Genomic DNA, 13,735 nt, shown 5'->3' with positions numbered 1-13,735 from the left:
GTTTACACGTAAATATATAGAGCGTATTGTATCCTGTTATGCGGCGACCGCCTCCTCATCTTCTTCCCGTTCAACAAAAGAGCGATAGCGATCATTATTCTTCAGCAGCCAAAGATGTGAGCCATTCGCGACTATTTTTCTCTCGTCCAACATCACAACACAATCGGCTTGCGCTGCAGTAGCCAATCGATGGGTTACGACGATAACGGTCGTTTTGGGATAAGAAAGCCGAAAATTTCTCCAGAAATTCTGTTCGGTTTCCGCATCCAATGCACTTGTTACATCGTCCAAAAGGAGTAGTTCGGGTTTCGCAGCGAGGGCGCGAGCCAATGAAAGCCGTTGCTTTTGACCACCGCTCAATTCTATACCGCGTTGTCCCAATACCGTGTTTGCTCGGTCGGGGAACCGCTCGACTTCATCTTTCAATCTTGCTGTGACCATAGCCTCCTGTATCGAAGCATCGGATAGTGCACTGTTACCTAAGCGAATATTGTTAACTATCGTCTCGCTGAATAACAACGGTTCCTGTGTCACTAATCCGATCCGGAGATGACGTTCGCGGGGATCGAGTTCACGAATATCGATTCCATTCCACGTAACGGAGCCGGCTTCCGGTTGTAATTCTCCTAAGGTTACTTCCAATAGCGATGTCTTGCCGCATCCAATTGGACCAACTACGGCAACCGTTTGACCGGCTTGAACCTTAAACGAAACGTCATCAAGAATAACCCGCGATGTATTGGGATAGCGGACTGTTATCTTCTCAAAAGCAATGGATTCCAACGAATCAGGTTTTCGATAGACTCGAGGTTCCGGTTCCGGGAATGTCTCAATCTCCTTTAACCGATCAACGTAAGAAAAGTTTATTTTTGTGATGGCAAAGAAGTATCCAATCGTGAAAATCGGTTCTACCAAGAACTGGAAGTAATTCGCAAATGCAAAAAAACTGCCGATTGTCATTTCACCTTGGATTGTGAAGTATCCACCAACGAATAGCGCAATCACTACACCGAAATTGTTTACTAATTGTCCAACAGCTTGTACTTCGGAGTTGACTTTTATAAATGCGACTTCCGCGGATACCCGGTCTTTAAGCGAGTTTGACAACCGTTCGCCGAATCGGGACTCGGCACCGAAACCCTTTACAATCCGAATACCGCTAATCGTGGTTTCCAGTAATTCATTGATTTCGCCAATAGACTCCTGACGTACTTTCGCCCGTTCTTCCAAAGCCCGCATCGAACGCGCCAACATCCAAATGAATGCCGGCAACGGGATAAAAATTAGCAGCGTCAGTTTCCAATTCAAGGTGAACATTACGCCGAGCGAGAACAGAATGACCAACGACATTTCGATCGGGCGCATCACGCCGCTGCAACTATACCAAGCGAGCTTAAGCTCGGAGCCCTCCAAGTCGTCAGTCAATCGGGTAATCACATCTCCGGTACGGAACTTCAAGAAAAAGTCGTAGCCCTTCCGGAGAATCCGGTCGAATACTTTTTCCCTCATCAGGCGTCCGAAAACGAGATTGCCGTACGCTCTCGAATTCGGCAGAACTGCGAACATCAATCCTTGATAGACACCCACAGCAATCAATAGCATTACCCAACGACGGGTTTCCGATGGTGCCGCTTGCTCGGATAATTTATCAAGCACAAACTTGAACATTAACGGATAGGCGGTACGCGCGACAATCGATAACACTGTTAGCCCAAACACTAACAGCATTAACCCTTTGCGCTGCTTCCAGAATTTTGCGAGCCAGCCGAAATCAAGGTTTGACACGAGCCGCCTCCGGGAACTGAATGCGATAGAGCCGCGCATAGAACCCATGCAATGCGAGTAACTCCTCGTGTTTACCAAATTCAATGATTTCGCCGTTTTTTATAACAGCGATGGCATCGGCATTCCGTATTGTCGAAAGCCGGTGTGCAACGATTACCGAAGTTCTTCCTGCCAATAGCGTCTCAAGCGATTCTTCAATTCTGCGCTCGGTTTCGGGATCGACACTCGAAGTCGCTTCATCGAGAATCAACAATTCGGGATCGAACACTAAAGCACGGGTGAACGCCACTAATTGCCGCTCACCATAACTGATGTTTGCACTGCGCTCAGCAAATAGCGTGTCGAGACCTTTTGGCATCCGGTTGATGATTTCACTGGTGCCCAATCGTTCGATAGCACGCAATACCCGCTCGCGCGGGACATCATCGCGCATCACTTTTAAATTCTCTTCGACCGTTCCGGGGAAAAGGTAGAGGTCTTGCAATACCAATCCGATGCGGCTGCGGATATCACGCTGCGCTACATTACGTAGATTGATGCCATCCCATGTTATTGATCCTTCCTGCGGATCGTAGAAGCGACACAATAGATTGATAACGGTCGATTTTCCGCCACCAGTAGGTCCTACAATGGCGATTCTTGATCCGGCTGGAATTGTGAGAGAAACATTTTTCAATACCGGTTTTTGTGGATCGTATGCAAAGGAAATGTTCTTTAACTCGATGGATTGAGTAAGTTTTGGTAACACTACCGGCTTCGCTTGATCCTGCACAATACTTTCACGATCCATCATTTCCAGAATGCGATCCGCCGAACCTAAGGCACGCTGCACTTCGCCCAGTTGTTCGGTCAGTTCAAACAGCGGGTGAAAAAGTTGTGTAAGGTATTGCGCAAACATTATCACGGTACCTATTGTAAATGCTCCAACCCTCGTCCAATCCGCGCCATACCAAAGGATACCGCCCACGGCGGCAACGTTCAACAAGCCCATCGGCAAAAAGAAACCGGTGAAGCGCATGAAGGTTCCAAAGAGATAATTCACTTTCTCTTCGTTTACATCGCTTAACCGTTTTCGAGCATAGTCTTCACGACCAAGAATTCGCAGTAACCTTGCACCTTGGGTGAATTCGCTGACAACGGCAATCACGGCGGCTACTTTCGAGCGTTCTTCACGAAATCGCGGCCGCATCCGATTAAAGAAATAGAGTGCGCCTCCGACAATCACGATAACAACGCCGGTCAACGTGAGCGCTAACCGCCACTCAATCGGGAACAGCACGGCAAGCGTTCCAATAATCAGCAATCCGGTTGCTACCACTTGTAAACCTACCGCGGTAAACATTCCCACCAAACGTTCGCAATCGGACTCCACGCGCGCGACTAATCTTCCCACCGGATTTTTATCATAATAGGAGAGTTCGAAGGTCATGAGCTTGTCGAATACAACCCGCTTCAAACGGTTGACGACCGAGACTCCCGCTAACCCTAATATCAGGCTTTCGTAGTAACGGAGGATCGTCGAGAAGAGGAGCAACGCCAAAAAAATCGACGCCGATATGATAACGCCGTGAACATCTTTCGCGGGAAGGTTTACATCAAATATTCTCCGGAATAGTAACGGTTGCGCTACAGTTGCCGCTGTAACCAGCAGCATAAGGGTTCCGCCGATTACAAACTGGCGGAGATTCGGGCGGGCGTAAGGAAGCACACGTCGCAGGGCAGCGACGCGTTGCCGGAGTGAACCGGATTTCTTCGGTTCCTCGTGATCGTATTCGTCAAGTTCAGACACGTTCTTTTCACTGGTTTAGAAAGCAGCTTCCACTGAGTTGAAACCGCCCAATATACCTATTTGTGGTGAAGCGAAACAAATTGGTTGCAGAGACCAGAGGATTACTTATCGTCAGAAAGCTTTGCCAGAGCGGTAGCAGACGCCAGTTCCGTTCGCAAGATCCGAGCTCCCAAGGAGATCGGACGAAACTCGTAGGATAGCAGCAACACCCGTTCCTGATCAGTCAAACCACCTTCCGGTCCAACTGCGATGACTAAGTTGGTATCTCGGTTTAACTCCGACAATAGCTTAGGCGTAACCGGCTCACCCGCAGAATCAGCAAGAAACCGTTCGGAAGAAGGAAGATTGTCGAGTACCTCAACCAGTTTCCAACCGCGGCCATCTTCGGCGAAGTCGAATTTAGGAATCCGGGAGCGGTTGCACTGCTTCATCGCAGCAATCGCTATTCCTGTGTGTCGTTGCACTCGAAAGCGCGGTAGCAATTGTGAGTATTGAGTATGAAGTATAACGATTTGAGTAACGCCCAACGGAACTAACAACCCGACCGCAGTTTCTAAATGAGTGGGATCGATTTGCGAGATCAGCAGGATTCGCTCTTGCAACGGCTCATTGGTTGGCGTTTCCAGTAATTCGGAAATGATGCAGTTGTCTTTATCAAACAGCGATAGAATTCCCACTCGAGCATTCCCCTTGCCATCTACTAATCGAGTGGTTTCTCCTACTTCCACATGAAGGGCGCGTAGATGTTTCCGCTCGGAGTCGGGCAGATCATTGCAAACCGCATCATCAAGGGCAAGCATGGGATGGTAGAGCGTTATCATACATGAAATATAGGAAGAAAAGTCTGGAACAGGAAAAGTCGAAACGCATAAGGGCGCCAATTGGCGCCCTTTTCGAACAAGAAGGATTGTATAGTTATTTCATTCGTTTAATCGAACAACCGAATGGTTTTGTTTCGCTAACGATAGCTGCTTTCCCGGAGAGCAAGCGATCGAGTGCGTTGCGTAAATCCTGTGATTTGATTTTCGATTCTTCCTGACTATCGTCGATACGACCGGAATAGTATAATTTGCCAGCTTTGTCAAACAAGAAGACTTCTGGTGTAACCCGTAACTTCCACATCTCGGTCAGCTTCAAACCTGGATCGCGATAGACTGGGAAATTCAATCCGTTTTCTTTCGCGTGACGGATTACTTCCGCATTATCCTCAGTCTCGTTCGGATTAACACCGACGACTTTTACTTTGCCTTCATACTCCTTGGCAATCGCCGCCATCCGGCTATTATAGGCGTTCGATACCGGGCAACGGGTTGCAAGCACCATCACCAATTCCGGGAGTTCGCCACCTCTCCCCACCGTCAATCTCTTCCCGTCGAGACTTGTCACTTCGATCGGTTTTATTTCTGCGCTGACAAACGAGGCAACTGCAACGAACATTAGTACCGCAATTCCATGAACCACGCGGTTTCGAGTAATCATATAACCCTCAAGCTATTCTCATGTTGATACGAGGTCAGCCCCTTTCTGTTGGGTTTCTGGTTGTTAAGCATGCTTCGTCACAAAGAAAAGGGCATTTGACGATGCCCTTTGTCTTCGGATCGAACTCCCTCATTAGCTGTTGATACTTTGTTCGGGACCTGCCCAACGATCCAGCAAACTCTTGCCAAGCAAATCGAGGAAATAAAAATCCTGTGAAGAAGGAACATATACAACATTCTTACCCACAGCGTTTTGTCCGGCTAATTCGCCTTGTTTCTCGGCGCTTCGCCAGCCAAAATTTACCCGATTGATTTGATGTTTCAGATCAAGCACCTGTGCACAATCTCCGGCAGCAAAAATATTCGGGATGTTCGTGCGCAACTCCTCATTCACGATAACGCCCTCCTCACAACGAATGCCACTACCTTTGAGCAAACCGATGTTCGGAGTTTCTACCGGAATCGCTAAAATCACATCCACCATGTGACGCTGCCCTTTTTTATCGATTACGGAGTATTGCGTACCGTTCCAATCGACGACATCAACGACTTCGTTATCGAATTGTGGTGGAACCGCGACGCCAGTAAGGATTTGTTCGATGTCGGAGGCGGTTACACCGGGTACTTCCCGCGGCCAAAAGTAATCGGGTCGAGCAAAGTATGTGACGCTGTTTCCGCGATTATGCAGTTGCCTGATAATCTCGATTGCAACATAGCCGCCGCCTATCACCAATACTTCACCAAATTGCAAATTCTTTTTCAAGCGGATCAAATCCGAATATGAGTGCAGGACATTGACGACTTCCCGAAATGGTTCAACAAAACTGAGATCAGCTTTCGAGCCTGTTGCAATGATTAAAAAGTCATAAGTGATTGCTTCACCAGTAGCCAATTTCACCACGTTTTCTTTTGGTGCAATTGTCATTACCCGCGCCCCAAAATGCCAATCAACTGCTTCCAGTCCAATGGGTACTTTCCCAGCATCATGGTTAAAGGCACTGCGGGCAAACAGCTCGACCAGCATCGGCCGGAAGTAAAATGGCGCTGGCTCAGTGGTGATACAAGTGAGTTTTGCCGATGGCTCTTCCCGGTGAATCGCGCGGAGGGCGGCAATACCAGCCGCACCAGCGCCTAAGACGACATAATGCATACAATCATCCGAATTAATTTTATCGATTAAACGAACCATTTCAACTTAAACAGGCAAGCTTTTCATCGCTCGCCTGTTTATTCAACTAACTACTTTTCACTGATTTCACAGCAGTGAAACATATACTACGAATATACTTGTGAATTCGTAGATGTTACATTTGCGTTCCGTAATAAATCGCACTGTCAGCCAATTCTTCTTCTATCCGCAGTAACTGGTTGTACTTGGCGATTCGCTCACTGCGCGAGGCACTGCCCGTTTTGATTTGACCGGCATTGGTCGCAACCGCTAAATCGGCAATCGTAGTATCCTCAGTTTCACCGCTGCGATGGCTTATCACACAAGCGTACCCGTTGAGTTTTGCCAACTCGATGGTTTCGAGAGTCTCGGTCACTGTTCCAATTTGGTTCAATTTAATCAGAATCGCATTGGCAATACCTTCTTCAATTCCGCGGTCGAGTCGTTCGGGATTGGTCACGAAGATATCGTCTCCGACTAATTGTACTTCATCGCCAAGGTCATCGGTCAACGCCTTCCAGCCTTCCCAATCGTCTTCCGCCATACCATCTTCAATCGACACAATCGGATACTTGTGGGTCCAGTCGTGATAGATTTCAATCAGTTTTTCGGAGGTCAATTCGCGGCCTTCCCCTTTTAAGACGTACAGTTTCTTGTTTTCGTCATAGAATTCACTGGCGGCAACATCCAACGCGATGGAAATTTGTTCGCCGGGTTTGTAGCCAGCACTAACAATCGCTTCGAGAATCAATTCGACAGCCATTTCGTTAGCCGACAAGTCCGGGGCATAACCGCCTTCGTCACCGACACCGGTGGCGTATCCCTTGGTTTTTAATACTTTTTTCAAAGCATGGAACGTCTCAGCACCAGCCCGTAACGCTTCGCGGAAGGTCTCGAATCCACTCGGTACCAGCATGAACTCTTGAAAATCGACTTTCGATTGAGCATGAGCGCCACCGTTCAACACGTTCATCAGAGGTACTGGCAGATAGCGAGAATTGACGCCGCCAAGATAACGGTACAACGGCAAACCTAATGATATTGCAGCCGCCCGGGCGACCGCCATTGAAACGCCTAAGATAGCATTCGCTCCAAGTTTCGACTTGTTTTCGGTACCATCGATATCGATCATCGCTTCATCCAAAGCAATTTGATCGAACGCATCGAACCCAACCAGTTTCGGCGCAATGAGATCGTTCACATTTTCTACTGCTTTCAATACGCCTTTCCCCAAGTAGCGATGTGCGTCGCCGTCACGCATTTCCAATGCTTCGTGTACACCGGTCGATGCTCCCGATGGAACGATTGCGTTGGCAAATGCGCCGTCTTCCAACGTTACTTCCACTTCCACGGTGGGATTGCCGCGCGAGTCTAAGACTTCACGAGCATAAATGTCCATAATATCCATTGGTAACTCCGGTAAATTTGTGAGGGTTAGGTAAAAAGTAAAAATACCGCAGGAAATGATACTGTGCAACCGATAGAACCGATTTCAGCACAGTCTCCTCAGAGAGAATTAAGATATGATAATGTGGTGATCGTGTTGCGAAAAGTATAGGAAAATCAACGACAAAACCGACACTACCAGTACCAGAATCGATGGGGCAAACCGGACAAAACCGGCAACCTTTGGTGAATCGAAAAAGGTTAGTTTTCCAGTCGAGTAAACCGTGATGATTCCAACAACGGTAAGGGTGACACCCAATCCGAGTCCAAATGCAACCATCGCTTGTAATCCGGCGGCAAGTTTCCCGGTGGATATTGCAAGAATTAACGTCGCTACTGAAGCAGAACAGGGAATAATCCCCCCCGAAATTCCTAACAAAGTGACTGAACTATTGACATCGAAATGTTTGTGGTTGTGCTGATGGGTTGATTTTGGTGGGTGTTTGTGTTGATGCTCAGGCTTATCTTTTTCGTCATCCTCTTCTATCGTATGGCATACACAATGGCACTCTGGATCAATGTGTTCCCGATGTGAGCGAATAGCCGACCGCAACATAACCAATCCGATGACAAACGAGAGTGTGATACCAATGATTTGACCACCGCGAGTTAACTGTTCTGCGCCAATACGTTCACCAATCAAATAGGCAAAAAGTGCGATGAGTAACGCTGTTAAAATGTGACTTAAGGTTACTGCAACACCAAACCGTATCACTCGCCACACCGAGCGGCTGCTACCCACCAAAATCGCATAAAAAATCGATCTGCCATGGACCGGTTCGAGGACATGCAACGATCCTAAAGCAATTGCCATGAGTAAAGAGGTACCGATTTCAAGTTCCACGATTTCCTCGTCTTGTTTGTGGTTTTTTTTGCATACTCTGAGTTGCATCGCAGGAAGCGCAAGTGCCGAACAATTGCAAGGTGTGTCCGGTAATGCGAAAGAGCGTTGTACTTTCCACTGTTTGTAGGGTTTTCCGGTTTAAACAGATATCGACTGGAAGCATCCGCTTGCATATTGTGCACACAATATGGTGATGGTGGTCTTCTACGTTACGGCTACAGGCGAGATATAAGCTGGTGCGAACATTGAATCGCAACCGTTCAGCTAATCCGGTGCGGACAAATGCATCGAGATTCCGAAAGAGCGAGGCTCGACCGGGAGTATCGGGAGCGCTAAGTAGTCGTTCCGCAACCTGTTCTACCGAGAGGGGTTTGCCTGCGGAACGAAGCGTTTTTAACAGCAACACCCGAACAGGGGTTACGATTAATCCCGCATTACGAATTTCTTGTTCAATGGTTGTCTTCATGTTACTTCTACATGATACTTAGTATCAAGTATAAGATACCAAATCCCGATTTCCAAATAAGCCAATAACAAAAGGGCGCACTTACATGCGCCCTCTGTCAGTCAATACAAAATGACTATTAGTTATTCGCGGTTACTCGGTAGTAGCGATGCGTGAAGCTGCCAAGGACATTCGTATCGGTAAATGTTGTATTCATCGAAGTCCCGATTTCCGTCCATTGACCATTTGCGACTTCAGCCGCATATATCCGATAAAGCACTGCCCCTTCCGAAGCTGTCCACTGTAAGAACACATCGGAGTTAATCCGAATCGCTGTTAAGTTTTCCGGCGCCGGTGGTGGTGCTGGTACTTGGGCAACACCCGTTACCGGAAGAACATACTCGATATTCACAGCATTTGATGTGAACCGCACGGTATCTTGTAAAGTACCAGCGGTTGGCGGTGTCCAGTACAGCTCCAAAATCATCGAATCGAGCGCTTCGATAGTTGCCGATGTCCAGCTCGGTACAATGTTAGCTGGGGTGGTTAGGTTTGTTATCACTAAATCACCGTTACCGGTATTTCTCACCACAACTTGCAAAGTATCGGTGGTACCCGGATTTACGTTCCCAAAGTCGCCTGATAACGGATTAGTGACAATCACAGGCTCTACTAAGAAAACTTGTCCCGGTGTGCCATACTCCCCATTTGCCATTAAAATAATTGAACTGAACCAGTAGTCGGAGAAATCATTGTTCGCCATTGGATTGTACAGCGCGATGGAGCGTCCTGTATCCAATGGTGTTGGATTTACCGGCCATGGCGGAAGTACGCCGTAACGAACGCTGTCGATTAATACGCCGCTTGGAGTATAAACGACCACCCGGTCACCGGAATTGGATAATGCCAAACCGCTGGTATACTGCCATGCACAGGGAATACCGATACTTAGTAAAGAATCGCGATGGACCCCAAAGACTACGTAACGTTGCGGACGTACCCACAAATCGATATCGATGGTGTCACGCGCATTGTTATCCGCTAAGATGTAGTCACGCATGTTGATTGAATCGGTCGTGGTATTGAGAATTTCAAACCACTCATAATATGTATCGTTGTGCGATGGGTTATACATGATCTCGGTAACTTGTAACGCCGGTCGCAGATACAGCAAAGTTTGGTCTTGCGAGGTGGTTACATTTCCAGCCGCATCGTAAAAGTTGAGTACGGAAATTGTGTACGATTGACCGACCAGAAGTGCCGCAGTGTTATCGAGATACAACTTCACCTGTTTGTTATCTGCACTGAGGACTGCGCTATCGAACGAAGTCGAAGTGAGTGCCACACTGTTGATTGCGTAGTGTTCCGCAATCAGCATCGTATCATGGCGGACCGGCTCACTAAAATTTAACAGCAATACTGTCGGTGAAATCCAAGTAACTGCTGTAAACGAAGGAGGTATGATATCGACACCGCCACTGTTTGCCGCGCCCGGTGTACCACCCAAATCGCCGGCAAGGTGCCAGTTCGCGCCGACGTCGTTATCGAGCGATGCATCACTTAGTTCGATACTGTAGCCAGCCGAGGCGGATGGCCAAGGCGATGAAGTCGTGTAATTCACCACGTCGACGAGATTGCCGTTTACATCGAACAGCCGCACTTGATCGCTGGGAATCGAGAATTCAAAGTTAAAGGGTGGTAACAATAATGCAGCATTGAAACCGGGATAGTCAAGCAAAAATTGCGCCGTCGCATAGGGTGCAACACGATACTCTCCAGCGCCGATTGTTGTTCCCAACGGAAGCGTATACGAGCGGGCGTTGTTGTCCATCAACATGAAGTAAGAGAGATCGATGGCAGAGGCGGTATTGTTGTAAAACTCGATCCATTCCTGTGAATTCGTCGTGTTGATGTTGTACATAATCTCGTTTACAACGACGGTTCCGGTTCCCAAAACGGTGCTGTAGACCCGGAAACGCGAATCTGAGGAGGGAGATCTGACAACACTGGATCCTTGATTGCTGGCTTCCACATAATAGGAGACCAACATTCCTTCCGGTTGTCCGGGAATGCTACCAGTCCACCAGTTACCGCCTGCCGATGACATAGCTACCGACTGGTAATCTCCGGTTTCATTTAACTTGTAACGGATATTCACCGTTGGGCTTGTGGTACCAGATATTGTTGCGTCAATTGCAATTGCGGTGTTTGGTGTCGGATTCTGGGCAACGCGGGATACGCTCTCGATGACTGGTGGTGCTGTTTGTCCGCGCAGCGAAGCGATCCACGTCGAATTATCACCACCATTTCCTTCACCGGGTGTCACATTACCAGCAGTGGCAGCAATACGTGCCCAGTTCGTTGCTGTTAAGACACCGACAGCGGTATTACTTGCATACTTCACTGCTTGATTGCCCGCAGGACGCAGCGTATTCACGGAAAACGATGTGTTGTTGCCATTATCCCAGTCGTGTACAATGGTGGTACCATCACTCAAAATCAAACGAGGGTTGTCACTCAGGTTTGTGTTGCCATACCCACCCCATGTGCCAGCTGTGAAAAGGTTAGCATCGTTGTGATTGACACAAATGAGATAATTTCCATCAGTCAACAGCGAATCTTTGGCAGGCAGTGTTACATCACGGTCGTTTCCATTGTATACAACAATGATAGTGCCTGCCGGAACAGCGCTCCACATTTCATTCGATGCGTTGAATGTCGTGTAAAGCTGGGTTTCGTCCCAAACTTGCCATCCCCGGATATCGAGATTGTTTTGAATAACCAGATACTCCATCCATTCCTTATTTCCACCATTCCCCTGCGACCATTCGTTTATGATAGCAGATTGGGCAAAGGCAGTAACGGTGAGCATCAGGACGGCGAACCACAATATCATCGTTCGCATTGCTTACTCCTTTTTTGAGAATAATCATCGCTTACCGGAGCTCCGGTATATTCATATAGAAAACAATGTACAAAATTGTTCAGAATCGTGAAAAACATGTGAACGAATTCACGGCAGCAGGGAGAAATGAAATTCCGTATCTTCTTCCAGACATAGATGTTTCGGGACACAAGTTTACTTGTCGCCGATGTGACTCAAGTTACATCCATCACAATCTTTTCACGGGAGAATTCATGCGGAAAAGCATACCAGTTGGTCTTTTCATAGTACTAATCGGTTTATTTGGATGCCGTGCATCCCGGGTACCGGTTCTGCTCGACGAGCGTGGTCAGCAGAAAGCAAAACCAAAAGTCGCAGCTTTTTTGGACCAGAATTCTGCTATCCTCGCAGAGGAGGGGATCCGGGTTAATCCGATTGAGCTTCGAACGCTGTTTCAACCAGAAATTTTACAACCTTTTGAGAGCTGGTCACTTTCTGTAGCAGATACCTCAGGCAATGACCGTGAGTTTATCCTCAAATTGTTCACTACCGAAGCAGATGCCCGAAGCGAAGAGCTAAACTATGTCCGAATTCATGCTGCCGGGCTACCGACAACTGCTGACATTCTCTGGGGAAAAGCAAAACCTTATGCCAATGCCCACTGTGTTTTGTTGTCAAGACCTAATGGACAACCGTTAGGAAAAACCGCTGCTTTACGCTCCCGCGACGGGTTCGACAAATTACAAGCGTTATACATGCCAACAATGGATGTGTTATCAAAAATGCACAGTTTGTTACCGGACTCTGGAGCTATCGAGAACTACCCGGTAAACGAATGGCTTCGTCAGATGGCGGAGCTTGGCGTTGTAAGAAAGTACTGGAATAGCGAAGTACGTGATGCATTGAAAGGCATTGCCAAAGAGTGGAAACCGGAACAAAAACGGCTTATTCACGGTGACTTTTCGGACTTGCAAGTTTCGATCGATTACGAGGGAAAGGTCACCGCACTGCTGAATTTGGAACGGATGGGATTTGGTGATCCATCCTTGGATTTGGGGTACTTGTTCGCCGATATCATGGTGCTAAACCCATTGTTAAGTAAGCAACGCTATGGGATTGAATTTCCACCGAAAGTCGATTACCCCGGCATTGCCAAGAATTTAGGAGAGTATTATGAAAAAGTTTCCGGTCGTGAGTTTACTCAACAAACCGTAATGAATCTCCGAGTCGCCTTTTTCCTGAAAATCGCATCGTTGGTGACTTATCAACGTAACGATCCATTGTTACAAGCAGGCGTTTTAAGGGTAGAACGGATGGTCCCAGCCCTTCTCATCGCCGATCCCATTGATCAAATCTTCACTGGAGATTGAGTTTTTTCAGATCTAACTGAAGGGGCGCCGTATGGCGCCCCTTTCACATAATCGCATTGACGAACCTGTTAGAAGTGATACACTGCATTCAATGTTATTGTCGGCTGAGTAGAAATAAAATCGGTGTCAGTCGGGTAGACCTTTGCATTCGCAGCATCGATTCGCAAGTCGCTACGGATCAAAAGATTCTTGGTTAACTCCCACTGAGGGGTAAGTGTGTATCCTTGCAGAGTAAAATGGGGTAGCCCGCTGCCAGTTTGAATCCCGGAACGATCTTCAAAGACATCCGCACGAAACGCCAACGACCAGCGTTTTTCCGGCTTATACGTAACATACAATCCAGCTCCAGTGAAAATGTTTTTGGCATTGGTGGTGTCCTGCTCAATACCGTAATCGTAGTTTGCTCCGAGGGCAACGCTTTCTGTCAATTCGTGATTGAAACTCATGTCGAAGAAGTGCCGCATCGATTTAGTATCGTTGTCTTGCTCAGGACCGCCAAAGTAATTCAGTATGAAACTGCTTTCTT

11 protein-coding genes are annotated in these 13,735 nt (G+C 47.6%); 1 reads left to right on the top strand and 10 read right to left on the bottom strand.

The annotated features are described in order from the left end of the window. Positions 1 to 36: 36 nt before the first annotated feature. The 9 genes from OEM52_09350 to OEM52_09310 all read right to left on the bottom strand — a co-directional run bounded on the left by OEM52_09350 (position 37) and on the right by OEM52_09310 (position 11,860). A complete protein-coding gene (locus OEM52_09350; GenBank protein MDK9700336.1) occupies positions 37 to 1,785 on the bottom strand; it encodes an ABC transporter ATP-binding protein/permease in 1,749 nt (582 codons plus the stop codon). Next, on the bottom strand, positions 1,772 to 3,574 hold the full coding sequence (locus OEM52_09345; GenBank protein ID MDK9700335.1) for an ABC transporter ATP-binding protein/permease: 1,803 nt from the start codon (positions 3,572 to 3,574) through the stop codon (positions 1,772 to 1,774). The genes OEM52_09350 and OEM52_09345 overlap by 14 nt, the downstream gene beginning before the upstream one ends. Before the next feature lie 101 nt (positions 3,575 to 3,675). Further along, a complete protein-coding gene (locus tag OEM52_09340) occupies positions 3,676 to 4,395 on the bottom strand; it encodes a 16S rRNA (uracil(1498)-N(3))-methyltransferase (protein ID MDK9700334.1) in 720 nt (239 codons plus the stop codon). Between the two features lie 94 nt (positions 4,396 to 4,489). Then, a complete protein-coding gene (locus OEM52_09335; GenBank protein ID MDK9700333.1) occupies positions 4,490 to 5,053 on the bottom strand; it encodes a redoxin family protein in 564 nt (187 codons plus the stop codon). A 132-nt stretch (positions 5,054 to 5,185) separates the two neighbouring features. Continuing rightward, positions 5,186 to 6,202: an NAD(P)/FAD-dependent oxidoreductase gene (locus tag OEM52_09330; GenBank protein MDK9700332.1), complete on the bottom strand. Its 1,017-nt coding sequence runs from the start codon at positions 6,200 to 6,202 to the stop codon at positions 5,186 to 5,188. A gap of 154 nt (positions 6,203 to 6,356) precedes the next feature. After that, entirely contained in the window at positions 6,357 to 7,628 is a 1,272-nt protein-coding gene (gene eno / locus OEM52_09325) for a phosphopyruvate hydratase (protein ID MDK9700331.1), read from the bottom strand. A 108-nt stretch (positions 7,629 to 7,736) separates the two neighbouring features. Further along, complete coding sequence (locus OEM52_09320; GenBank protein ID MDK9700330.1) at positions 7,737 to 8,510, bottom strand: sulfite exporter TauE/SafE family protein; 774 nt, start codon at positions 8,508 to 8,510, stop codon at positions 7,737 to 7,739. Next, positions 8,500 to 8,976, bottom strand: a complete 477-nt coding sequence (locus tag OEM52_09315; GenBank protein ID MDK9700329.1) for a transcriptional repressor — start codon at positions 8,974 to 8,976, stop codon at positions 8,500 to 8,502. The genes OEM52_09320 and OEM52_09315 overlap by 11 nt, the downstream gene beginning before the upstream one ends. Before the next feature lie 118 nt (positions 8,977 to 9,094). Next, the gene (locus tag OEM52_09310) at positions 9,095 to 11,860 is read right to left on the bottom strand and encodes a lamin tail domain-containing protein (GenBank protein MDK9700328.1); all 2,766 of its coding nucleotides are present in this window, start codon (positions 11,858 to 11,860) and stop codon (positions 9,095 to 9,097) included. Positions 11,861 to 12,093: 233 nt separating this feature from the next. Between OEM52_09310 and OEM52_09305 the strand changes: the two genes are divergently transcribed. Next, positions 12,094 to 13,209: a phosphotransferase gene (locus OEM52_09305; GenBank protein MDK9700327.1), complete on the top strand. Its 1,116-nt coding sequence runs from the start codon at positions 12,094 to 12,096 to the stop codon at positions 13,207 to 13,209. 68 nt (positions 13,210 to 13,277) lie between these two features. Here OEM52_09305 and OEM52_09300 read toward each other — a convergent pair. Continuing rightward, positions 13,278 to 13,735, bottom strand: a 458-nt coding sequence (locus OEM52_09300; protein ID MDK9700326.1) for an outer membrane beta-barrel protein, incomplete at its 5' end; no start/stop codon positions are given.

It is taken from the genome of bacterium, from assembly GCA_030247525.1.
Taxonomy (GTDB): Bacteria; Electryoneota; JAOADG01; order JAOADG01; family JAOADG01; genus JAOTSC01.
Note: the sequence above shows the minus strand (reverse complement) of the source record. Positions and strands in the feature narration are given on the sequence as shown.

Coding starts and splice junctions, on each gene's coding strand:
- eno (MDK9700331.1), bottom strand. CDS start 7,628: ATGGATATTATGGACATTTATGCTCGTGAAGTCTTAGACTCGCGCGGC.
- OEM52_09305 (MDK9700327.1), top strand. CDS start 12,094: ATGCGGAAAAGCATACCAGTTGGTCTTTTCATAGTACTAATCGGTTTA.
- OEM52_09335 (MDK9700333.1), bottom strand. CDS start 5,053: ATGATTACTCGAAACCGCGTGGTTCATGGAATTGCGGTACTAATGTTC.
- OEM52_09340 (MDK9700334.1), bottom strand. CDS start 4,395: ATGATAACGCTCTACCATCCCATGCTTGCCCTTGATGATGCGGTTTGC.
- OEM52_09330 (MDK9700332.1), bottom strand. CDS start 6,202: ATGCATTATGTCGTCTTAGGCGCTGGTGCGGCTGGTATTGCCGCCCTC.
- OEM52_09315 (MDK9700329.1), bottom strand. CDS start 8,976: ATGAAGACAACCATTGAACAAGAAATTCGTAATGCGGGATTAATCGTA.
- OEM52_09310 (MDK9700328.1), bottom strand. CDS start 11,860: ATGCGAACGATGATATTGTGGTTCGCCGTCCTGATGCTCACCGTTACT.